This is a genomic window from Pedobacter superstes (assembly GCF_037622515.1).
In the GTDB taxonomy this organism is placed as follows: domain Bacteria; phylum Bacteroidota; class Bacteroidia; order Sphingobacteriales; family Sphingobacteriaceae; genus Paradesertivirga; species Paradesertivirga superstes.
Genome location: NZ_JBBJCN010000002.1, coordinates 83146 through 106219, shown reverse-complemented (window position 1 = coordinate 106219; position 23074 = coordinate 83146). Strand labels below are relative to the sequence as shown.

Sequence of the window (23074 nt, the reverse complement as noted above, 5' to 3'; positions counted from 1 at the left end):
GAGAAGAAAGGAGCTAAATGGTTTCTGTATAGATAATCTAAAATCATATAATCCTCTTATAATCTGTGTAATCATCTATCTAAAATCCAAAATAATTCATGTAGTTACTTAAATCTTTGTCGCCACGGCCCGAAAGGCAAACAACAACACTCTCACCACCTTTAAAATTCATTTTATTAAGGTATGCAAAAGCGTGCGCACTTTCAATAGCCGGAATAATCCCTTCAAGTCTGGTTAGTTCCAATCCGGCATGCATTGCTTCGTCGTCGGTAATGCTTACATATTCGGCACGTTTAGACTTGTACAAATGTGCATGTTGCGGACCGATACCCGGATAGTCCAATCCGGCAGAAATAGAATATGGTTCTACAACCTGACCGTCTTCTGTTTGCATAACAATAGACCGACTGCCATGCAGAACGCCTTCTGTTCCTAGAAATGTCGTAGCAGCAGATTCGCCGGTGTCAACACCCTTGCCTCCGGCTTCAACAGCGATTAGCTTAACATCCGGTTCATCCAGAAAATGATAAAACATACCAATAGCATTACTACCGCCACCAACACAGGCAAGAACATAATCAGGATTTTCTTTCCCTGTTTTTTCTTTTAACTGCCACCTGGTCTCCTCAGAAATTATTGCCTGAAAGCGTGCTACCATATCAGGATAAGGATGTGGCCCGACTGCAGATCCGATAATGTAATGGGTATCTACCGGATTATTTATCCAGTCGCGTAAAGCTTCATTTGTAGCATCTTTTAAAGTCTGACTTCCTGAAATAGCAGGAATTACGGTAGCGCCCATCATTTTCATACGTGCAACATTGGGTGCTTGTCTTTCAATATCAACTGCACCCATATAAACCACACATTCCAGCCCCATTAAAGCGCAAACTGTAGCGGTTGCAACTCCATGCTGACCGGCGCCTGTTTCGGCGATGATACGTTTTTTGCCTAGTCGCTGAGCCAACAAGATCTGACCCACCGTATTGTTTATTTTGTGCGCACCTGTATGATTCAGGTCTTCACGCTTTAAATAAATGTTTGCACCATACTTTTCCGAAAGGCGTTTTGCAAGATAAAGAGGTGAGGGGCGTCCAACATAATCTTTTAACAGTTGCTGATATTCTTCCTGAAAGCCTGGCTCATAAATAATATCCAGGTATTTAGTTCTTAGCTCCTCAACATTCGGATAAAGCATCTCGGGAATATAGGCTCCGCCAAAAGCTCCGAAATATCCTTTTTCATTTACATGATAACTCATATTGTCCTCCAATCCCTAATCCGGGATTTTTATTTCATTAAAAACTGCTGTTAATTTTTCTATATTCTTTAAGCCTGGTTCCAGTTCAAAACGACTGTTCAGGTCAAGTGCATAAAGTCTTGGATCGTTTATTTGTTTAATTTCTGTAAGATTATCGGCGCTTAAGCCCCCGCTCAAAAAATAGGGTTTTTGTAAAGAATATTTTTGCAGGATATTCCAATCAAACGTTTTTCCCGAACCTCCATGCAGATCGGTTTTGGTGTCGAAAAGGAAATAATCTACCGCTTCTTTATACGCAGATAAATCACTGAAATCAAAATCTTTATCCACTCCAAACGCTTTAATTACTTCAACGTCAAGTTGCTTGCATCTGATACAAAACTCAGGACTTTCTGTTCCATGTAATTGAATTGCATCCAGCTTATATGTGTCAATCTTCTGGCTGATTTCCGTGTAAGCAGCGTTAACAAAAACACCCGTCTTTTTTATTTCTGATGGCAAGGCATTTAATACTTCAACATCCAGATCCGCTGCATAGCGCTTAGACTGTGGATAAAATATAAAGCCCATATAATCAGGTTCAAGCATGGCGAGTTCGCTGATGTTTTCAGCATCCCGCATCCCGCAAACTTTTAGCTTCAAACCCTTTAAAGTCATTTTATAGAAATTAACGTATTAAAGCTATTTAAAGCTTTTTTACTCTGTAAAGATTCTTCAGCAATGTAATAGCAATCAGCAAAGCTCTTTTCAGGATGAATTGTTTTAATAGCCATGGAAGCATTGCACAAAACAACATTGTTTTGTTCTGTAGTACCAGCTCCTTTTAAAACATCCATAAAAATTTTGGCCGACTCCTGAACGGTTTCACCTCCGCCAATCAGTTCAGGACGTATTCTTTCAAATCCCAGACTTTCCAGCGTATGAATCGTTTCACCTGTTGGAGTAAATGTTTTAAAAGAATTAGTTAAAGATATCTCATCATATCCTCCCAAATCATGGATAATGGTGTATTTCTTAGATGTTTTCTGATGAATATATGCATATTTCCTGGCTAGTTCCAGGCTAAAAACACCAACAATCTGATTTTGCGGTTGCGATGGATTTACCATTGGCCCCAGCATATTTATAAAGGTTTTTACACCTAATTCTTTTCTGATAGGTGCAAGAGTTTTCATTGCCGGATGAAAGAGGGGTGCGTGCAGAAAGCAGATTCCGGCATTATCCAGGCTTCTTTTTAATGTTCCGGAATCATTTGTAAACTGGTAGCCTAAATATTCCATTACGTTGGATGATCCGCATCCGGATGAAACCCCATAGTTTCCATGCTTAGCCACATTATAGCCTGCTCCTGCAACAATAAAGGAGGCAAGAGTGGAGATATTAAAGGTGTTTTTACCATCGCCGCCAGTTCCGCACAAATCAATTAATTCATAACCTTCAAGGCCGGGTTTCAAACACAGATCAAGCATAGCATCTCTGAAGCCTTCAAGTTCATCTACTGTTATGCTGCGCATACAATAAATAGTTAAAAAGGCTGCCATTTGCGACGGATTGTATTTACCGGTTGCAATGTTGATTAAAATTTCTTTGGCCTGTAATTTTGTAAATGTTTTGTGTTCGAATAAATGGTTTAATATTTCTTTCATTTGATGGCGCCTCTGTAAGGCAAAAAAAAAGGTTGCTATTAGAGCAACCCAGGTTATGTTATTTTTAAAATATATACCTATTGGAATTGCTTAAGGAATTAACAATTGCCACCACCAGGAAATATATACAATTGTTATTTTCATTTATTTATCGGGACTAAACCTTGCAAAAACTTAAAAATTGCGTTAATTGAACAATATGCTCATGCAGGACTTATCTAAGTGTAGCAAATATGCCTATATCTTTTGTGCTCTGCAAAACTTTTATGTTTTTTTTGAAAAACTGAAGTATATGTTTAGTTAAAAGGATTATTTTAGCCACAATGTATAGCAAAAGGACAAAGTATATTATTTTATTAAAACAAAAAATTGGTAAATGGTTACTGGTTCTTATCGGCGTTTTTCTTGCAGCTTTTGGTTTAAAAGGGTTTCTGTTACCTAATGGCTTTATCGACGGGGGAGTGACCGGATTGTCATTATTGGCTAATCATATTACAGGTGTACCTGTATCATTATGGCTTGTTCTATTCAATATTCCATTTATATTGGTTGGGATACGGCAAATCAGTAAAACATTCGCCACCCATACTTTAATAGCGGTATTCGCCCTGGCTCTGATTATATATTTCTTCAATTTTCCGGTAATTACTAACGATAAGTTACTGATTTCAATATTTGGAGGTTTTTTTCTGGGGGCGGGAATCGGACTGGCAATCAGAGGAGGATGTGTACTGGATGGAACTGAGATTATTGCTGTGTACATAAACCGGAAAAGTATTTTCTCCATAGGTGATATTATTTTGCTGATTAATGTGGCGATTTTTTCTGTTGCTGCCTTTATCCTTGGTATTGAAGCTGCCCTGTATTCCATCCTAACTTATCTTTCGGCCTCAAAAACAGTTGATTTTATCATTCAGGGTATTGAAGAGTATACCGGTGTAACAATTGTTTCTGCGAAGAGTAAAGATATCAGACATGCCATCACCACCGAATTAGGCCGGGGAGTAACGATTTATAAAGGAGAAAGAGGTTACGGCAGTAATCTGTATGATGAAAAAGAAATAGATATCATCTTTACCGTTGTAACCCGCTTAGAGGTTCCCAAAGTTAAAGAGGTAGTGAAAAATATAGATCGTAAGGCATTTATCGTTATGAATGTAATTACCGAAACTAATGGTGGTCTTATTAAAAGAAGACCGCTTCATTAATGTGGCGATTTTCAGATTTTTTGATCTCCCATGGAGTATTTATTGTTTCCGGATCTTAGTAACAAATATCAGCCTGGAACATTGTCTTTTTACAAAAACAAATTGATTTTTCAAGTTAATGCATCTCACAAATAGTCTTACCTGGAGTAAAAGCAGTCCCAAAATATTTTGGGGAGAGATCGCGCCATGCGATCATGTGGTTCAAATTTATGAAGACAAAGAGGTTTTTTTTGACACCCTTGCCGGTTTTGTAGGAGATGGAATTAACTCCGGAGACTGTATTATTGTAATTGCCAGAAAAGCACATTTAAAGGAGCTTGAATCGAGGCTCAAAGCGCATGCAGTTAGCGTGAAATCCTTAATTTCTGAAAACCAGTACCTTGCAATTGATGCTAATGAAGCTCTTGAACAGTTTATGGTCGACGGTTGGCCGGATGAGGCGAAATTCAGAGTCTTTGTATCAAACCTTTTAAAAAAAGCGTATAAAAAAGACAGGCCTGTTCGCGCTTTTGGAGAAATGGTGGCTCTCTTGTGGGAGCAGGGCCATCAGGGAGCTACAGTAAATCTGGAACATTTATGGAATGCCTTTCTGGCGACAGAATCATTTAAGCTATTCTGTGCCTACCCTAAAAGCGGCTTTACTCAAAATCCGGACGAAAGTATGGCTCATATCTGTACAAGCCATTCCATGATGATTGATGGTAAAAGGGATTCACCAGAAATTCTTTATAAAAAAGTAGATAATGTATCTATTTAATCAGCGGATCTCTTTCCTTTGCAAATATTTCAAACACTTTTTTGTCCACCCAGGCAGGCAGTAATTTATTCATTAACACTGCAAGTTTACCTTGAGAAGTCATTATTAAAGTTCTTTTTCGATGTATAACACCGTTAACGATATTTTTTGCAACCTCATCAGCACTCATCATTTTACTCTCGTCCATACTGGTTTCTCCTTGTGAAATTCCATCTTTAGCAAGTGCTGTATTTCTGATATTAGAGGCTGTAAACCCTGGGGCGGCAATCATAACATGCAGGCCGGTCTTTAAGTTTTCTACCCGTAATGCTTCCAGAAAACCATTCATCGCAAATTTTGAAGCCGAGTAACCGGTTCGCCCTGGCAATCCTCTGAATCCAGCAATGGATGAAACTCCTACTACAGAGCCTTTGTTTTTTAAGAGTTCGGGCAACGCAAATTTAGTGCAGTAAACTGTGCCCCAGAAGTTAATATCCATCAGGTTGCGGATAACCACCAGATCCAGATCATTAAATAGCGCCCGCATGCTAATCCCTGCATTGTTAACTAATACATCAATCCGATTAAAGGTAAGTATTGCCTGTTTTATCAATAATTTACAATCATCTTCTTTAGAAACATCGCACTGAACCGCTATAGCTTTAATTCCATAGCTTGCCTCAAGGTTTTCTGCAATTTCGCAAAGAGTAACATATTGCCTGGCTCCCAATACAAGATTTGCCCCCTGACGGGCAAATTCTTCAGCGCATGATTTGCCGATACCCGACGATGCTCCTGTAATTATTACGGTTTTGTTTTTTAAAGACATTGAATGTTTGATAATGGTCAAAGGTAAAAGCTGAAAGGGCAATTCAAAAGCTTTATTTGGTAAGTAAAATTAAGCATTTATTTAAGTAATGAATTCTCGTAGGGGACCCTGGTAATAATAGATCTGCCTAAAGTGATTTCATCTACATATTCAATTTCACCGCCAAAAGCTATTCCTCTTGCTATAGTGCTGAATTTTACCGGGAAATCTTTTAATTTTTTATACAGATAAAATATGGTGGTATCTCCTTCCATTGTGGCGCTTAATGCGAGGATCACCTCCTGAATTTCTCCTGTCTTTACCCGTTCAACAATTGAATCGATATTTAGATCTGAAGGCCCTATACCATCCATAGGTGAAATTAAGCCTCCTAAAACATGGTATACGCCATTATATTGATTGGTGTTTTCGATAGCCATAACATCACGGGTATCTTCAACCAAACAAACCAGGGTCTTATCCCGTTTCTTGCTTGAACATATTTCGCAAATGGAACTATCTGAGATGTTTTTACATACTTCGCAAAATCGAATTTCTTTTTTAAGTCTGGTTAATGCATCACTAAAGCGTTCAACATCCTGTACAGGTTGATTAAGCAGGTGCAAAACCAAACGCAATGCGGTTTTTTGCCCCACACCCGGTAATTTAGAAAATTCGGATACAGCATTTTCAAGTAAGCGGGAAGAGAAATTCATTGTGTAAAAATAGGGATTAGAAGGATATTATTTAATTGTGGTTATGAAATTTAGTGCTTGTATCTCAATAATCTGTGCAATCCCATTAATCAGTATTCGCATTATAATATATCTTTATACTTTTAGAACTCAATATTAAACTATGTCGCCGGGAGTATTATTATCATTTATAGTTAGCTATTTTATTCTACTTATTGCTGTCTCGTATTTTACATCCAGAAATTCCTCAGACAATTCAACGTTCTTTATAGCAAATCGAAATTCGCGGTGGTACCTGGTTGCATTTGGTATGATAGGTACTGCATTATCGGGAGTAACTTTTATTTCTGTACCCGGAGCGGTGGGTAAAAGCAGCTTTGGTTATTTTCAATTTATCCTCGGTAACGCCGTTGGTTTTGTATTAATCGCCACGGTTTTGCTCCCTATGTATTATCGTATGAACCTGATTTCCATCTACACCTATCTTGAAAAAAGGTTAGGTTACTGGAGTTATAAATCGGGTTCGATGATTTTTCTGATCTCCCGTACAATCGGCTCGGCATTTCGTTTATATCTTGTGGGGATAGTGCTTCAAAAATTCATTTTTGATGCATGGAACGTTCCTTTTTGGGTGACAATTTCTTTGTGTTTGATACTGATATGGCTTTACACATTTAAAGGCGGCTTAAAAACGATTATTATAACAGATACCCTGCAAACAGTGTTTTTGTTGTTGTCTGTGATGCTTTCCATTGTTTTTATTTCTCAGAGGCTTGATCTTAATATCGCTGAAACATTTGAAGCAGTAAAGGAAAGCTCGTATTCCAGGATTTTTTTCTGGGAGGATTTTTTAGGTTCAAAATCACATTTTCTAAAACAGTTTTTGGGAGGGATTTTTGTTACGTTGGCAATGACTGGTCTAGATCAGGATTTAATGCAGAAGAATCTTAGCTGTAAAAATATTGGAGAGGCGCAAAAAAACATGCTGACTTTCACAGGGATCTTTGTGGTAATTAACTTGTTTTTTTTAAGCGTTGGGGCATTACTTTATATGTTTGCAGCTAAAAATAATATCGATGTTACATCTTTCCGGACACCTGATCATTTATTCCCGGAAATCGCATTGAACCATCTCAATATTATTCCAGCTATAATTTTCATGGCAGGTTTAACAGCAGCAACATTTGCTACTACAGATTCTGCTTTAACTGCTCTGACTACTTCTTTTTGTATCGATTTTTTAAATTTCGATAAAAATAAAGATCACAATTCACCAAAGTTAGTGCGCACCAGGCATTTAGTTCATATGGTATTCTCCTTTTTGATGCTTTTAGTAATTTTGGGCTTCAAAGTAATAAATAACGATTCTGTAGTGAACGCCATATTCAAGGCGGCTGGCTATACTTATGGCCCGTTACTGGGATTATTTGCTTTTGGTATGATTACTAATCGTGCAGTGAAAGATAAACTAGTGCCTTTTATTTGTGTACTTTCTCCGGCTATTTGTTTTTTCCTTGATTTTAATTCAAAAATGTGGACCGGGTACGTGATTGGTTTCGAGCTGATTATTATTAACGCCTTTATTACGTATCTTATGCTATTATTAACAAGCAGAAGAACCCAGGATCAAACAAGTTTTTAATTTTTTTATTTTGTAACTATGACAAGTGATGAACAGATAAGAAATGCTTTCGATAATAAAGATTGGCAGGAAATTAAAGTTACAGATTCATGGCAGATATTTAAGATAATGGCCGAATTTGTGGATGGCTTTGAGAAACTTGCGAAAATAGGTCCATGTGTATCAATATTTGGTTCGGCCAGAACCACAAATGAAAATAAGTACTATAAATTGGCTGAAGATACTGCCCGTTTGCTTACTGAAAAAGGTTATGGAGTAATTTCAGGGGGCGGCCCTGGTATTATGGAAGCTGCAAATAAAGGAGCCTATGAAGCGGGTGGAAAATCGGTAGGCTTAAATATTGAACTGCCGTTTGAGCAGTTTCATAATAAATACGTCGACCGGGATAAACTTCTTGAATTCGATTACTTCTTTGTGAGGAAGGTAATGTTTATGAAGTACTCACAAGGCTTTATTATACTTCCGGGTGGCTTCGGCACAATGGATGAAATGTTTGAGGCGATTACTCTGATTCAAACCGGTAAAATTGCCCGTTTCCCAATCGTTTTAGTCGGCACCGATTATTGGAGCGGTCTATTGGATTGGGTTAATAAGCAAATGGTTGAGGCGGGAAATATCAATCCTGAAGATTTAAACCTTTACCGCCTGGTAGACACAGCTGAAGAAGCTGCCGAGCATATTTTCAGGTTTTATAATAAATACGTACTTAAACCGAATTTCTAATATCGGTATTTCGCAATACTTTCCAATTTGAGAATTTTGGAAAGTATTGTGTTATTTTAATCCTTCAAATCCATCCTTTACATCATTCCAAAATTCATCAAGAGCTATAATTCTTGGTTTGAAAAAGGAAATCAGTTTTGGCCAATCTTCCTTATTGAAAACATTCACTCCTTCCAGATTCTTCACTATTCTGCTGACAGTTTTTCCATACTCATCAGTAGTATGCTTATCCCACTCCCAATCTTCCTTCAGGGTGCTCTGTAATAAATCTTTAAAGGCTTCAAACTGTTCAAAGAATAGTTCCTGAACTCCAGCATCAGGATGTGTTATTTCTATAGCTATCCAGGCTTTGTTTTTGTCAGCATTCATTTTGAAATAAACATATTTTAAGCCCGTCTTATAGTTCAGCCAGTTAACTTTTTCCTGTTCTGAAGATAATAGCGGTGAAAGATACTGACCCAATTTCGTCCAGAATTCTTGTCTTAATTGTGAAGCCTGCTCTCTGCTGTACATTGAAACAAAAGTAATAAAACCAACTTCTGCTTTCCGAAAACTATTCAAAATTGATCACTTGTAATCAAACATTCTACACTGAAAATTGCTTATTTAACTAAACTCCTATAACTAAACTCCTATAACTTGAACTTTAAAAAAAAGAACTCCTGGATTAAACCTGTCGCTAAGTTTGGCCTTGCCGCAAAAGGTGTTGTTTATTGTCTTATTGGAATGCTGGCCTTTATGTCGGCTTTTCGATTGGGCGGGCAAACTTCACAAAAATCGGATACAACCGGTGTGTTTAAGTTTATAATGGAACAGCCTGCCGGAAAAATTATCCTTACGGTAATTGCAGTCGGACTTTTATCATACAGCATCTGGAGATTTGTTCAGACTTTTCTTGATACCGAAGATAAAGGAAGTAAGGCCGGGGGGCTCGCTAAGCGTTTCACCTACTTTTTTAGCGGATTAACTTATTTATCAGTCTTTTATTTTTCTTTAAAATTTCTTTTAAGTAATGGCAATAGCTCGGGATCTGATTCTAAACAGGATCTGGCAAAAAATATTCTGGAACAGCCGGCCGGGCAGTGGCTATTGGGAATCGCTGCAGTAATCATGCTGTGTATTGGGATTTATCAGATCTGGTACGGAAATTCTGAAAAATATCGCAAACATGTTAATTATCAGGAACTCGACAGAAAGGCCTCTGGTTCGTTATTGAGGGCTGGAAAAATTGGTTACATTTCCAGGGGCATCGTATGGTTGGTGATTGCTTTCTTATTTTCAAAAGCCGCTTTACATAACAGATCTTCAGAAGCAGGAGATACCAGCTCTGCTTTTAGTTTTATTCAACAAAGCAGTTATGGTACTTATTTACTCGCCGCCCTGGGTTTGGGCTTAATTTGTTACGGAGTAATGAATTTTATAAGAGCCGCCTTTGAAAAATTTAGATTTTAAGTAAATTGTTTTTTGCTTTCGGGATCTAAAATTAATTGAGATGAAAAGATCTTAAAATAGCCGATGAAACAAAAATTCCCTATCTTGATTTATATAATAAAATAATCCATGGAAACTATCGAATTTACAATAAACGGCCAGGTGTACACCGCAGAAGAAACTGAAGGCATGTATTCTATTGTTCGTGATGCTACTTTTATTGGCCAGATGTATAAAGAAAACAAAGGCTGGGCATGGGAGGGACCTACAACAGTAAATAATGATCATCCATGGCTGGAGATCGGTGAAAAAATAGATAAACATCTGGCCAACCTGCTTCCGAATTAGAAGATTGATATATTATCAAAATCGATAACTTATTACAGGTATCCCGCTTAAACTAATTATGCCTGTAGCGATTAGAAGGTACAAGGTAATAATTTAGTAAAGCTGGTTTATGGAAAATGCTGCACGAGATCCGTACCGTACGAATTTTATCGGGCAATATCTTCCTGTTATTCAAGGAGAAAATTAGACACTCTGTTGATTTTTTAGGATATTATGCATAGATCCTAAAAAATAGAATAAACTTTATTTATATTACTTTCGGCACTATACACAATTTTTATGATGTCTAAAAAGTATGAACCAATGGTTTATAAGAATTTAACTATTGGTGATCTGGATAATAAAGAACGTTTTTTTGAAGATTGTGAATTTGTAAACTGTGATTTTTCGTATGCTGACCTGAGCCAAAAGGTTTTTGTTAATTGTGTTATGGATACTTGTAATCTTTCCTTAACCAAAGTAGTAAATACAGGTTTTCAAAATGTTTTATTTCGTGAGTGCAAAATTACCGGGGTCAACTTTTCCAGCAGCAAGTCTTTCTCTTTTGCCGTTAGTTTTGAAAACTGTACACTCGACTATTCTATATTTCATAAGCTTAGGTTAAAGGAAACGAGATTTACGGGATGTTCATTGGTTGAATCGGATTTTACCGAGGCAGATTTGAGTAAATCAGCATTTTTGAACTGTGATTTAAACCGCACAGTTTTTAATCGCACAATATTAAAAGAAGTCGATTTTACTACGGCCAACAATTTTATCATTGATCCGGAAAGTAATACGATAACAAAATCGAAATTCAACTATAATAGTTTATCAAACCTTTTAACTAAATATAATCTGGTGATTGAAAGGTGAGTTATGAGGTTAATTTCCCTATTCTTTACCCGGAATCTGGCCTTTGTCCTGTTTCTTTTCATGAATAATTTCCGGAATGGCTTCAGTGTAAATCAGACCATTTTTCGCTGCATGCTCTGCTGCTTCCACCGCATTATCTATTATTAGCATTTCTACTTTATGATTGCTAAGCTCTTCTTTAATTTTGATAGCTATTTGTTCCCTTTGGGTTAATTGAACATCACGAATATAGATCGCCAAAATACGTCCCGGATATTTCTTTACAACTTCCTGGTAAATTCTGGGGTCTTCCTGACCGCTATCGCCTATCAGAATAAAATTGAGAAGGGGATAGGTAAGCAGAATATTTTCAATTTCTTTAAACTTATGCCCCATATGGCCTCCGCTACTGAAAAATTTATTATTCTGTAAACCAAAGTCGCGCAGCAGTAGCGGTCCTTCCGGAATGTCATTTAAATCCATAAATTCTTTCAGCAAATCATACATGTTCCATGGGCTGCTCGAGACATAGAAAAATGGATTATTCCGTTTACCATTTCGCCCCAGCTGTAATGATTTATAAAAAGCAGAAACACCCGCAAAAGGCAAACGGGTTCTTGCATTATGTAAAAATACCGTTCGGGACATTCTCAATACGTTAGTAGCGGATGTTTCCACTATGGTGTCGTCAATGTCACTAATTACCCCGTATTCAGCATCTGCCGGTGGAACAAGGATTTCGGCCGAAACTTTTAATCCTTTTGGAAAAGCAATTGGGGAATGTTCGAGTTCGATTTCCATGAAATGCCAGATATCTTCTGGTTCGATAGGGTAGGTGGGCTCAATATTTATCATATAATACCCTTCCGAATCAGTAACCATCTGATGTACCTGATCCTGAAACTGAACCCTGAGAACTGCGTTTGGCACTTCGTCGCTCTCAAAGCGTTTATACATATTTGCCAGGTTATTTAAAATAGTATCCTTATCACCGGAAGCGGCAATTTGTTTGTCTTCTAAAACTCTGCCTTTTAAATAGAGACGGTTAACGGTACCATAACTGCGATAAGAAATTATTTGGATCGGATCATTTAAGCCAAGCTTCTTTCTTAAATCAAATTTGAGGTCATCAAATTTATTTTCAACATGATTTATAGTATCGGAGAAAAGCTTTTTCCACATGGTAATGCCGTAATTGTTTAAATGTAACAAGCTTTTCTAATTACTGTTTGGGAATGTGATTGAGCAATAAAAAGTGCTCAGATTGAAAAAAAAGCGGTTATATTATAAATTAAAAAATTATTTGTTTTCAAATATATTCACGACATTTGGTTTTTAACAATTTTTATAATGCAAAAAGGAACAGTAAAATTTTTCAATGAAACTAAAGGTTTCGGTTTCATCGTACCATCTAACGGAGATAGCGATATCTTTGTTCACTCTTCAGGTTTAGTTGATAACATTCGTGAGAATGATACCGTAGAATATGAAGTTGAACGCGGAAAAAAAGGTTTGAACGCAGTAAATGTAAAAGTTATATAATCAAACTTTATTAAAATCTTACAAGCATCAGTCTAAAACTGATGCTTTTTTTTGCGCCAAAAAATTGCGAATTCTTTTAGGTGGAAATCTGAATGTAACTTTTAAGGTTACAACCCCGTACTATGATTTTTACAGTTTTTCATAAAAATCTAAAAATAATTTAATGCTGGAAGTGAAAATGCACGGTACTCTTATATCAACTTATGAGCAAAATTAATTTAGCCGTCATTGATGATGATGAACTGTATGTACTGGCGTTAAAAAAACTTATAGATGGTGTTCAGCTGACTGATAAAACGGTTTATTTCGAAAACGGAAAGCTTGCATTAAACTACTTAGACCAGTTTATACACCACTCTCACTTACTTCCCGAACTAATTTTACTGGATTCGAATATGCCTGAAACCAACGGCTGGCAATTTATTAAAGAGTTCAGGAAGCTTAAAACTAAAATTGATAAAAAAATTACTATCTACATGATCAGTGATACGAAAAACGAAGAGGAAATTCATAGGGCAAGGGAAACAGAAGAAATTACGGATTTCATATGCAAGCCGGTAACTATGCATACACTTTCTAAGATCTTAAGTGAATTAAACTAGAAAAAGGATTAAACACAAGCTTAACCCTTTTAACCTTCTGGCTTATTACCCACCCATTCCGCCTCCTGCATCATCATTAATAATACCTTTCTTACTCTTCTTTACGCTGCTTTTTAATTTTCCGAACCGGTAATTTAAACTGCCTGAGTAAGTTCTGAAAAAGTTTTGATTAGTGCTTTCCTGCCTGAAGTTGGTGCCGTTCGTTTCGCTTATATAATATCTGTATTTAGTGAAAGGGTTGTTTGCTGTAACAGAAAATGAAAGTTTATCTTTTACCAGGTCTTTATTTACACCAATTGATGATCCGATATAGCTGTTGGATGTACCCTGTAATGTTAAATTAGGTCCGTTCATATGCATATTGACATTTACTCTCAATCCCTTTTCAAGTTTATACCCTGTTGAGCCAGAAACATAATACATAAGCCCATCATTTTCTACCAAGGTATTATTTACTAATGCACTTACTTTTCCATGGCCGGCCTGTGCGTTAATAGTTACGTTCCATTTGGTTGTTAAAGGATAATTTACATTAACATTCGAGCCGATTACCCTTGCTTTTCCTGTATTTCCAAAAGTTGTACGTGTTATTTTGGTTACTTCATTGAATGTTGAAATAGGCATAATTAATTTACTGTAAAATTCATAGCTTATTCCAACATTAATTGATCCCTTTTTAAATCTGCTATATTTCAGCTCTATACCGCTTGCTGATGCGGGGCGAAGGTTTGGATTTCCGCTGGATTCAAAATTTGGATTAGACCGGTCTACAAAAGGGTTTAACTGATAAATTCCGGGTCTTTTTATTTTATAGGAATACCCTAATGTTAAACTGCTCATGTTTTTTAGTTTCCTGTTAAGTGAAATAGAGGGAACAAGGTTGAGGTAATTTTTTTGGAGCTGAGATGCACTGCTTATAAATTCTACGTCAATGAGCGTTTGTTCTAATCTGAGACCTCCTTTAAAGCCCCAGTCTTTTAAATTGTACTGATAAGAGTTGTAGGCTCCTAAGATGCTTTGACGATTGTTGAATTTATTGCTCCGTTGGGGATCTAACTCGAAAAAACCATCAGTATTTAATGAATCATACCTGAAATCGCTTTTGTTATTTCTAAGTATTCCCTTAACTCCGGCTTCAATTGTTAATTTCTTTACAGGATACGCATAGTCTATTTGAAAGGTTTGTTCAGAAGAACTTCCTTTGTTATTTTGTTTATAATCAGGGTTGAAATATCTTACAGGCTCAGTAACATCTAAACTGTTGAACTGTCGGTTGCTGTAGGTGAAAAATCTGTAGGAGAAGGTTAAAAGACGATTTTTATTTGACTTAAACCCCAATTGATAATTCAAAGCGGCATCGATCCCGTTTCCCTTTCCCTCATTGGTATTTTCAAGCTGATAACTTTCGATAGTTTCATTATTTCCTGTCATCAGAGATTGTTGGTGACTGTCTCCTTCGCTTTGGTTACCGTTAATATTAAACTGACCTGAAATAAGATTAAGGCTATCAATTTCATAACTCAGTTCCGAACCGAAGTATGCACTTCTGCTTTCGGATTTTTTTGAACCCGATTGATTCAGGTTTGTTGCATTAGTATTGTCAAAGGTTAATCTGCTATTAGAATTCTCTGTTGAAGGAGAATTATGAAGACTTCCTCCTCCGTAACCTGAAGTACCGAATTTTCCTTGTTTTACGGTAAATGACCCACCAATACCCGGCCCGCCTACGGGAAACCTTTCATTAAGGTTTAAGCTTCCGTTGTACCCATTGTCAACTTTCTTATTGGTAATAATATTGATGATTCCAGTTAATCCCTCAGCATCATATTTTGCCGGTGGGGTAGTTATTACTTCAATTTTTTCAATACTTGATGCAGGCATGCTCCGAAGAATATCTTTTGGATTTCTCTCAACCATACTGGAGGGTTTTCCGTTAATTAAAATTTTGTAGTTCTTATCGCCTTTTAATTGAATGTTATCTTCGGCATCCAGTGACAGCAAAGGTACTTTGCGCATCATCTCCAAAACATTTGAGCCTTTACTGTCAGGATCGGCCTGTAAATTGTATGAAATTCTATCGATTTCCTGAGTCATTATAGGCTTATCTCCAATTACCATCACTTCCTTAAGATCGTTAGACCTGGCACTAATATAAATTGCGCCAAAATCTTTGCTTTTCATAGTACTATCACTGAGGTCCACTGCAATATTTTTAGGTTTATATCCAATGGCAACAATCGTGATTGAGTATTTAGATGGCTTAAGGCCCTGAAATCTAAATGATCCGTCTGCTTTTGAAAGCGTTGCTTTTATGGCCGCGTTATTGGCTGATTTCAAACTGACTGTAATATAATCAAGCGGTTTTTTGCTGATTGAGTCTGAAATCGTTCCTGAGATTTGATGACCAGGATTCTCCTGCGATATTGCTTTCTGGTTAAGAGACAGCAAGGTACTGAGAATGAGGATTGCAATTGTTTTCATTTGAATAAGTTTTGAGGTTGAATCTGGTTTACTCCAGATTTGTTCCTCAAAATACCGAAGCTTTCAATTCAGAATCAATTGTTATTAGGCCGGTCGAGTGCAGGTGTCGGTAAATAGGGGCTTTTTTTCGGCGAAATTATTGCAAGGACTCAGGGATGAGATCGGATTAAACAAAAAAAACAGGATAACTATTTATTTAAAAGCAGATTAATAAATTCCTCCACAGAGTTTACTTCATCCGTATGCTGTTTTTGACTAATCAGCCATTTAGTGCCCATTTGTGTTTGCTGAACTTCAACAGCAATGTCAGCAGAGTCATCATCTGATATAACATATCCGTTCCTTAAAAGTGCACGTTTTGTCCAAAACGCAGGTGCTCCGATGCCTCTTAAATGTATAGATTGCCCATTATTCTGATGGATATTAAAAGTCCCCGTAGATTTATCAAACAATACGCCTGCCTTGTCGAAGGCCGATTCGAATGTTCCGTTAAGGACCAGATCTTCAGGCGTTCCTGCTTCTAAAGCACCGTCTTTTTTCAAGAGCCAGATTTTATCAGCAACCTGTAATGCTAGATCCAGTTCGTGGGTGGAAATTAAAATAGCCTTATTGGTATTACGCGCTAACTGATGAAGAAGGCGCATCAGTTCGATACGGCTGGGAAGATCAAGGTGGGCTGTAGGTTCGTCAAGGAGAATAATGGGAGTATCTTGTGCCAGCGCCCTGGCAAGCATCACCTTCTGGCATTCGCCATCACTTAGCTGACTTACTTTTCTGTTTAAAAATTTCTCTATGTGTGTAGATTCAATGGCCCATTGAATGATTTTTTTGTCCTCGGCAGTTAATCTGCCTAACCATCCCGAATAAGGATATCTGCCCAGTGATACCAGCGAATACACATCCAGGTTTCCTGATTTTACAGAATCTGTGAGTACCAGGCTCAATTTTTTTGCGATTTGAGTGGGGCGTAACTTAAAAACGTTTTCTCCGTCAAGCGCAACCATTCCTTTAAGAGCATGTTGAAGTCCTGCTACTGTGCGTAAAAAGGTGGATTTTCCAGCACCGTTAGGACCCAGAAGGCAAATGAGTTCTCCGGCATGCATCTCAGCACTTATGGGCCCGGCGACACATTTTTCGCGTTCGGAACCTGCTTTATACCCCACCAGAAGGTTGTTAACGTATAATAAAGCTTGCTTTTCCATCAAAACCCTTTCAGATTATTTCTGCTAACAATTACCCAAATTACTACGGGGGAGCCAATTAAAGCCGTAATAACATTTATTGGCAGACTGGTTTGACTTCCTGGCATTTGTGAAATGATATCGCAAACAAGCATTAATGCTGTGCCGATAAGACAACAGCCGGGTATTAGAATTCTGTGATTGGAGGTGTTAAATAATGAACGGGCTAAATGAGGAACAGCAATTCCGATAAATCCAATCGGTCCGCAAAAAGCCGTAATACTTCCTGCAAGAATGCTTGTACTGCATATAATTAATATTCTTGCACGCGTAACCGTTAAACCCATGCTTCTGGCATAATTCTCACCGAGTAATAATGCATCCAATAGTTTGGACGAAGCAAAGGAAATAAGTAATCCAAAAATTACAACCAGGGCCAGCACCTGTAAATGATGTTCAGTAACACCACCCAATGATCCAAAGGTCCATAAAAGGTATTCCTTGATTTGATCAGGAGCACTGAAATATTGCCAAATGCTGATGATTGAAAGAGTTATATTCGCAATCATAACACCAACAATCAGCATAATTATATTGTCTTTCAATGAATTGGAAATTGCAACAATAATCATCATAATTAATGCTGCACCTGCAGATGATGCAATGATGATGAGCCAGCTTCCATTTATTCCAAGTTCCTGAATGGTATATAGACTTGTAACGCTTCCGGCCGATAACATAATCAAAGCCACGCCTAAGCTTGCACCGGCAGTAATACCCAGCACAGAGGGGCCGGCTAGCGGGTTTCTGAAAAGCGTCTGCATCTGTAAACCACTTACCGATAAACCGCAGCCTACCAATACTGCGGTTAAGGCCTTTGGAATACGTATCTTTTCAACAATATAGACCCAGGCTTCATTGTCGGATCCTAAAGAAAAAAAGATTTTAATAACTTCTTTAATGGGTATTGCTATAGAACCCAGAGCCACATCCAGCATAAAGAAGAGCAGAAGAAGCAACACAAGTATTCCTATTATTATCCTCTTTACCGGACTAATTGCTCCTGTAAGATATTCATCATACAACCTGGTTTCTTCTGCCATCATAAGATTTGTTTGTAATAAACCAGAGTATGATTCGGTAAAATTTCCGGATGTAAAATTTTGATCAGATCAGATAAAACTATATGAGGGTTTACTACACCTGATTCCCAGTAATCATTTGATCCCAAATCATTTACTTTTTTATTGAAATTGTAAATGGTGTTGTTTTTGTAAGGTTTGAAAAAGGTATACCTTACATCAATAGAAGCGATATCAGCCTTGCTGTTTGCAATCCCGGAGTTAATCCAATAATCTGCTTTTAATGCTATCGGCGCCACAGACTCAAAGCTAAGGGCCATGCTTCCTGTGCCTTTAACATCAGCCCAAGAATAAGATGCACCTGCGTCATTAAAAAATTTTGTCATAAAACTGGTTCCATCCGGTACGAACCAGGACCCTTTGTAAGGCATCCCTACAATTATGGAGGGTTTGTTAATGGTTTTTTTTCCTAGTTCTGCAAGCTGATTATATTCTTTTTCTATCCGGGCAAATTTCCTGTTCACCAGATCCTCTTTATTCACTAATGCGGCCAATAATTTTACCCACTCTGCGCGGCCCAAAGGTGTGGTTTCGAGCCATTCGGAATTTAATAAAACCGGAATTCCGGCATCAATTAATGTTTGATAACGACTAAAACTGGCACTTGGGTTACCCATGGCCATAACCAGGTCGGGATCCATAGAAATGATGACTTCAGTATTAATAGTCCCCTCTTCTCCGATTTCCCGTACTTTTCCGGATTTTATATTGGCTCTGACTTTAGGAGAAGTAACATATTTCAAACTTCCGAGCCCAACTAAAATATCAGAGGATTCCGCAAAATCGGCCATGGCGATTTGAAGGGACGACATTCCAATTAATTTCTTTACAGGTATTTCTATTGCCTGCGATTTCTGGAAGCCTTTGGGTACAGGATTTCCCCGCCGGATTAAAACGTACTTTAACGTATCTTTTTTTGTGCCGGTGTAATTTACAATAGAAATGATTTTATAGTCGGCAAAGTATTGAATGTCAAATCCTTTTGCATATTTAACTTTAGTTTTTGTAAAGGTCGAATGTTCGAATATTTTCGAATGGGATTGCCTTGAAGATTGGGTTTGCTGACATGCAGAATTTAACAAGACAATTGCAACAAATGCAATGAAATAAAATAAGTGGGGGCGCGACAGGAAATTCAATTTCCTGCAGGCTGAGCGTGAATTCCGGCTGTTTTTTATCATATCCTCCTGGCCTTTCTTCCGAAAGCATGAGCAAAGTTTTTTAAGGCAGGTCTTCTGACTTCCTCTAAACTGACAGCCTTCCCATTCATAACGAAAAGTGGCATCATGCAGTTGCGGTATCTGAGGTTACAGCAGCGGAGACTGTTCCGGATTTACACCGGTATTCCCTATTAAAGCGGCCTGTTTGGGCCTGCTACCTTCGCCGCAAAACTAATGAAAATTTGGTGATTTTCGATTGATTATTATCTTATCCAGGCTTTTCGGTTAGCCGGATTCAAAAAAAATAAAATGCTTTTACGAAGGGTTAAGATGTTTCTTTATGTAATTCTATCTCAACTCTTTCGCCTAATTGGGCGATTTCTTTAGAGCTTAAACGAGATGCGGGAGTTGAGGTATATTCTCCGCTTGAATTATTTCTGTACAAATACTCGTAATGACTTCCGCTTAAATGAACCTCAAAAATAGAGTATAGTTCATTTTTTCCCTCAATGTCCTGGCAAACCTCAAAAAGTCTGGGGTCGTTAACAAGCTGGTATTTGAAAGTTTTCATAAAGTTGTTTAATAAGCATTTTCTTTTAACACCATTAAGGGGTTAAATTCGAGTCAAACCAGCCCAAATTATGGTTTAAAAGAGTATTTTAGAATAAAGGTTTTATACTAAAAAAGTTTTATCGCATTTCTAAATAACTTATTCAAACCTATATAATTTAATCTTCAATATGCCAGGCTCTGTAGTTAGTCTGGCACCTGTACCTGTTCTGTAAGCATGAGCTTCATCCGCAAGCTTATAGCTTATCATAATATTATCACCGTTTAATAATCTACCCTGTTTCCATTTACCGTCTTCAAAAACACCCTCTCTAACCCATGAAAGCCCTGCCATTTTCGGCCCCGGAGATAGGGGAACGAACGTCACATCAATATCACTTCCAGCAACAGTGAAAGCATCAGGGCCAGTATTTATTACCAATCCATAGCCTTTAGATACCTGGGTAACTCCGCTCCAGTTTTTCCTTAAAGTTACTGTAATCTTGTACCCTCCAAGACTCGCCGTTTGAACAGAATCCACCTTATCAAGTGAAAATCCGCTAATGGCCCCGTCAGCCTGTGCAGCTGTTATCTCCGGAGTTAACTGTCTCAAAACGTTATAAGCCTTTGCAATCGGTGTTTTGGAAGGTTCATCCACTTTATTATCGATCCCGAAAGGAGAGTAGCCTATTGCATCATGAAATCCAATCACATAAAAGGCGTTGGCAGCCCCATTTTCGCCAGAAAAAGATTCCGGAATGAACAAAGGGTTCCACGAATGATGATACATTTTGGTAATACGCTTTGTATCGGGAAGGTAAATGTCTGGCGACAAAAAATCTATTGCCGGCGCACCGGCGCGCCATATATCATGAACATGCGCCTGTGGTCCTCCACCGGGATAATCGCCTGGCTTCTTATCCTCCGGTTGTACAATCCATGCATTCACAAACATGGGGATATTGTATTCGGCTTTACCAGCTTCAGCTATTGAATTTATATATTTTGCATAATTCCAGGCCATAAAGGCTTCATCTGCCGAATGATTATTGCCAAATACTTCAGTCCATGTGCCTTTGGTTTTGGATCCGGCCGCCTCTAACAGTTTTTTTAATGATGGCTGCAGATCGGTTTTGTTTTTTCGGATACTCTCTAATAATTGTTCAGGAACAGGTTTTGCAAATTCAGAATTTGCGAAAGAAGAATGATCTCTTGTTCCACCAATTACACCAACCTCATTCTCGACCTGCACCATAATCACCGTCTTTTTTTTGCTATCAACCGTTTTTAGATGACGCATTAATGCAGCAAAAGCCTTAGCGTCTGCTTTGGCGGATGCCGCACCTAAGGCACTGATAGTTTCTGTCGACCTTCCATTTTCAAGCACTATTCTCGGAAAACGTTTATAATCTTTTTTTACCCATTCCGGTGAATAATGCGATAATCCATTTTTCCAGCTTCCAAACCAAAGCAATATAACCCGCATATTATTTTCACGGGCCCCGCTTAAAATTCCATCAACTAAAGAAAAATCAAATTTGCCTTCCTGAGGCTCTATCAGCTCCCAGGATACTGCGACTAAGGCAGTATTCAGGTTCATTTGTTTTAATGGCTGCCATAAGGGATTTAGATAGTCCAGGTTCGATGAGCTGGAGTTATGAAGCTCACCCCCCAAAACCAAATAGGGTTTCCCATCTACGATGAGTTGCGTGGCTTTACCTCGCTTTTCGAGGTGGGGGGCCTCCTGAGAATTTGCATTCAAACAGAAAGCGATTAGAATAAAGTTGAAAATCGTAAAGTTTTTAAAAAATAATTTCATGGATACTCTATGTTATTTTACAGCAACATCCCATATTTTAGCCATTCGGGATTTACCTTCAGGACCTTCGATATTTAGTACTACTATATATTTCCCGGGTTCCTTATAGTAGTGAACAGGATTTTGTTCTGTTGAAGAGGTTTTATCACCAAAATCCCAATGCCACTTCGTGATTTTTCCTGCACTTTCGTCCCTAAAGGTAACCTGCCGCTTTTTCATGTCGGTAACGATGAATGACCACTGCGCATCAAATGATTTTATATACTTATTCTGCAGTGGCATTAAAGTAAATATGGTGCCCAAACTTGAATTACCATACATTTTATGATTTTTTGACAGATTCCAGAAACCTTTAATTTTCTCGTTATTCACGTCGTCGTAATCAATTACCGCCCAGGTTAAGCCGATCTTCTTTAGGTCATATAAAACCGACTCAACAGCACGGGACGGACCTTCGGCACCAGCGTAATCAAAGGGGGTTATCCAAAATTCGGCAGTAAGTTTTCCGGGTTCGCCAGGTTTAAAATTGTATGAATATTCAATATTCGAATAGGGAAGGTTTTTGATCCATGGTTGAGATCCCCAGGCAAGAGCCCAGTCTTTACCTGCAGCAGGAGTGAAAATATGATAGTTCTGGGCATGGACTCCATGATACGCAAAATAGGTTTCCCAACGATCTAAACTTTGATTAGGATGCTGCTCATCAATTAAAGGGCCTCCCGAAAGGTCTCCATCTATTACAATTTCAAAAATATCATTATGTAAACCCGCGAGAGTGAAATCCCAGTAATTGTCGTAAGCTTCATATAGAAAATACAAGCGATTCAAACCTTTAACCCAGGCAACCCGGACCTTTACATCCAGATTTGAAGGATCTGTTTTAGGATAACGTCCCGAATCATCCCACAGCTGATCGGTCCCTACGATATATTCTTTAGGAAAACTATCCCAATCGTCTGTCTTTCCATCAATCCTTGGAATCATATTAGAAGGAAACTGGTAAACTTTGTACCCCCGGTCTTCCTGAGCGAAAGAGGGCAGATACACCAAAACCAATAAGGCGCCCGCACACAGTACTTTAAAGTTCATAGAAATATATAATTGGATATTTATGCAAGTTAATAAATTTGCTATCCGGTAAAAATTGAATATATAAATGTTACACGGGATGATTATCTCTGTTGTTGACTTGTTAAATCAAACCCAATCACTTACCTTTGCAGCCAAATAACAAAATAGTTTAACCGCTTTAATATTATTCAGGTA

Annotated in this window: 23 protein-coding genes and 1 riboswitch; of the genes, 9 read left to right on the top strand and 14 right to left on the bottom strand. The window is 37.9% G+C overall.

Annotated features, from left to right (window positions below; all coding sequences use genetic code 11):
* Positions 1 to 79 precede the first annotated feature (79 nt).
* From trpB to trpD, 3 genes are read right to left on the bottom strand one after another with little or no spacing between them, the layout of a single operon-like run.
* Entirely contained in the window at positions 80 to 1261 is a 1182-nt protein-coding gene (gene trpB, locus WG906_RS05890) for a tryptophan synthase subunit beta (RefSeq protein ID WP_339991614.1), read from the bottom strand.
* A 15-nt stretch (positions 1262 to 1276) separates the two neighbouring features.
* A complete protein-coding gene (locus WG906_RS05885) occupies positions 1277 to 1918 on the bottom strand; it encodes a phosphoribosylanthranilate isomerase (protein WP_339991613.1) in 642 nt (213 codons plus the stop codon).
* The gene (trpD, locus tag WG906_RS05880; protein WP_339991612.1) at positions 1915 to 2907 is read right to left on the bottom strand and encodes an anthranilate phosphoribosyltransferase; all 993 of its coding nucleotides are present in this window, start codon (positions 2905 to 2907) and stop codon (positions 1915 to 1917) included. Before trpD ends, WG906_RS05885 begins: the two co-directional genes overlap by 4 nt.
* A 323-nt stretch (positions 2908 to 3230) precedes the next feature.
* On the opposite strand from trpD, the gene WG906_RS05875 reads away from it, so the two are divergent.
* Positions 3231 to 4115 carry a YitT family protein gene (locus WG906_RS05875; RefSeq protein WP_339991611.1) on the top strand — a complete coding sequence of 295 codons (885 nt, stop codon included), beginning with the start codon at positions 3231 to 3233 and terminating at the stop codon, positions 4113 to 4115.
* A gap of 118 nt (positions 4116 to 4233) precedes the next feature.
* Positions 4234 to 4872 carry an MEDS domain-containing protein gene (locus WG906_RS05870; RefSeq protein ID WP_339991610.1) on the top strand — a complete coding sequence of 213 codons (639 nt, stop codon included), beginning with the start codon at positions 4234 to 4236 and terminating at the stop codon, positions 4870 to 4872.
* Here WG906_RS05870 and WG906_RS05865 read toward each other — a convergent pair.
* Positions 4865 to 5680, bottom strand: a complete 816-nt coding sequence (locus tag WG906_RS05865) for an SDR family oxidoreductase (protein ID WP_339991609.1) — start codon at positions 5678 to 5680, stop codon at positions 4865 to 4867. The genes WG906_RS05870 and WG906_RS05865 overlap by 8 nt on opposite strands.
* A gap of 77 nt (positions 5681 to 5757) precedes the next feature.
* Positions 5758 to 6375, bottom strand: coding sequence for a recombination mediator RecR (gene recR, locus WG906_RS05860; protein ID WP_339991608.1), 618 nt, complete (start codon positions 6373 to 6375; stop codon positions 5758 to 5760).
* Positions 6376 to 6517: 142 nt separating this feature from the next.
* Here recR and WG906_RS05855 point away from each other — a divergent pair, with 142 nt between their 5' ends.
* Together WG906_RS05855 and WG906_RS05850 are read left to right on the top strand one after the other, a co-directional pair.
* Positions 6518 to 7996 (top strand): sodium:solute symporter, encoded by a 1479-nt coding sequence (locus WG906_RS05855; protein ID WP_339991607.1) that lies wholly within the window; start codon positions 6518 to 6520, stop codon positions 7994 to 7996.
* Between the two features lie 18 nt (positions 7997 to 8014).
* On the top strand, positions 8015 to 8719 hold the full coding sequence (locus tag WG906_RS05850; protein ID WP_339991606.1) for an LOG family protein: 705 nt from the start codon (positions 8015 to 8017) through the stop codon (positions 8717 to 8719).
* Between the two features lie 51 nt (positions 8720 to 8770).
* Here WG906_RS05850 and WG906_RS05845 read toward each other — a convergent pair whose 3' ends face one another.
* A complete protein-coding gene (locus WG906_RS05845; RefSeq protein ID WP_339991605.1) occupies positions 8771 to 9280 on the bottom strand; it encodes a DUF4268 domain-containing protein in 510 nt (169 codons plus the stop codon).
* Positions 9281 to 9358: 78 nt separating this feature from the next.
* On the opposite strand from WG906_RS05845, the gene WG906_RS05840 reads away from it, so the two are divergent.
* The 3 genes from WG906_RS05840 to WG906_RS05830 all read left to right on the top strand — a co-directional run bounded on the left by WG906_RS05840 (position 9359) and on the right by WG906_RS05830 (position 11353).
* Positions 9359 to 10171, top strand: coding sequence for a DUF1206 domain-containing protein (locus WG906_RS05840; RefSeq protein WP_339991604.1), 813 nt, complete (start codon positions 9359 to 9361; stop codon positions 10169 to 10171).
* A gap of 108 nt (positions 10172 to 10279) precedes the next feature.
* A complete protein-coding gene (locus WG906_RS05835) occupies positions 10280 to 10498 on the top strand; it encodes a hypothetical protein (RefSeq protein ID WP_339991603.1) in 219 nt (72 codons plus the stop codon).
* A gap of 279 nt (positions 10499 to 10777) precedes the next feature.
* Positions 10778 to 11353 carry a pentapeptide repeat-containing protein gene (locus WG906_RS05830; protein WP_339991602.1) on the top strand — a complete coding sequence of 192 codons (576 nt, stop codon included), beginning with the start codon at positions 10778 to 10780 and terminating at the stop codon, positions 11351 to 11353.
* A gap of 18 nt (positions 11354 to 11371) precedes the next feature.
* Here the strand turns inward: WG906_RS05830 and WG906_RS05825 are convergent, their stop codons facing one another.
* Positions 11372 to 12514 (bottom strand): App1 family protein phosphatidate phosphatase, encoded by a 1143-nt coding sequence (locus WG906_RS05825; RefSeq protein ID WP_339991601.1) that lies wholly within the window; start codon positions 12512 to 12514, stop codon positions 11372 to 11374.
* A 168-nt stretch (positions 12515 to 12682) separates the two neighbouring features.
* Between WG906_RS05825 and WG906_RS05820 the strand changes: the two genes are divergently transcribed.
* Together WG906_RS05820 and WG906_RS05815 are read left to right on the top strand one after the other, a co-directional pair.
* Entirely contained in the window at positions 12683 to 12874 is a 192-nt protein-coding gene (locus WG906_RS05820; protein ID WP_339991600.1) for a cold-shock protein, read from the top strand.
* Between the two features lie 203 nt (positions 12875 to 13077).
* Positions 13078 to 13476, top strand: coding sequence for a response regulator (locus WG906_RS05815; protein WP_339991599.1), 399 nt, complete (start codon positions 13078 to 13080; stop codon positions 13474 to 13476).
* A 45-nt stretch (positions 13477 to 13521) separates the two neighbouring features.
* On the opposite strand, the gene WG906_RS05810 is transcribed toward WG906_RS05815, so the two are convergent.
* The 7 genes from WG906_RS05810 to WG906_RS05780 form a co-directional block, all read right to left on the bottom strand.
* A complete protein-coding gene (locus WG906_RS05810; protein WP_339991598.1) occupies positions 13522 to 15957 on the bottom strand; it encodes an outer membrane beta-barrel protein in 2436 nt (811 codons plus the stop codon).
* Positions 15958 to 16145: 188 nt separating this feature from the next.
* Positions 16146 to 17159: an ABC transporter ATP-binding protein gene (locus tag WG906_RS05805; protein ID WP_339991597.1), complete on the bottom strand. Its 1014-nt coding sequence runs from the start codon at positions 17157 to 17159 to the stop codon at positions 16146 to 16148.
* Positions 17159 to 18244: a FecCD family ABC transporter permease gene (locus WG906_RS05800; protein ID WP_339991596.1), complete on the bottom strand. Its 1086-nt coding sequence runs from the start codon at positions 18242 to 18244 to the stop codon at positions 17159 to 17161. The genes WG906_RS05805 and WG906_RS05800 overlap by 1 nt, the downstream gene beginning before the upstream one ends.
* Positions 18241 to 19461 (bottom strand): ABC transporter substrate-binding protein, encoded by a 1221-nt coding sequence (locus WG906_RS05795; protein WP_339991595.1) that lies wholly within the window; start codon positions 19459 to 19461, stop codon positions 18241 to 18243. Before WG906_RS05795 ends, WG906_RS05800 begins: the two co-directional genes overlap by 4 nt.
* 27 nt (positions 19462 to 19488) lie before the next feature.
* Positions 19489 to 19677: riboswitch (cobalamin riboswitch) on the bottom strand.
* Between the two features lie 88 nt (positions 19678 to 19765).
* Positions 19766 to 20011 (bottom strand): hypothetical protein, encoded by a 246-nt coding sequence (locus tag WG906_RS05790; RefSeq protein ID WP_339991594.1) that lies wholly within the window; start codon positions 20009 to 20011, stop codon positions 19766 to 19768.
* A 138-nt stretch (positions 20012 to 20149) separates the two neighbouring features.
* Positions 20150 to 21808, bottom strand: coding sequence for a GH35 family beta-galactosidase (locus WG906_RS05785; RefSeq protein WP_339991593.1), 1659 nt, complete (start codon positions 21806 to 21808; stop codon positions 20150 to 20152).
* A gap of 12 nt (positions 21809 to 21820) precedes the next feature.
* Positions 21821 to 22897 (bottom strand): PKD domain-containing protein, encoded by a 1077-nt coding sequence (locus tag WG906_RS05780; RefSeq protein ID WP_339991592.1) that lies wholly within the window; start codon positions 22895 to 22897, stop codon positions 21821 to 21823.
* Positions 22898 to 23074: the final 177 nt, after the last annotated feature.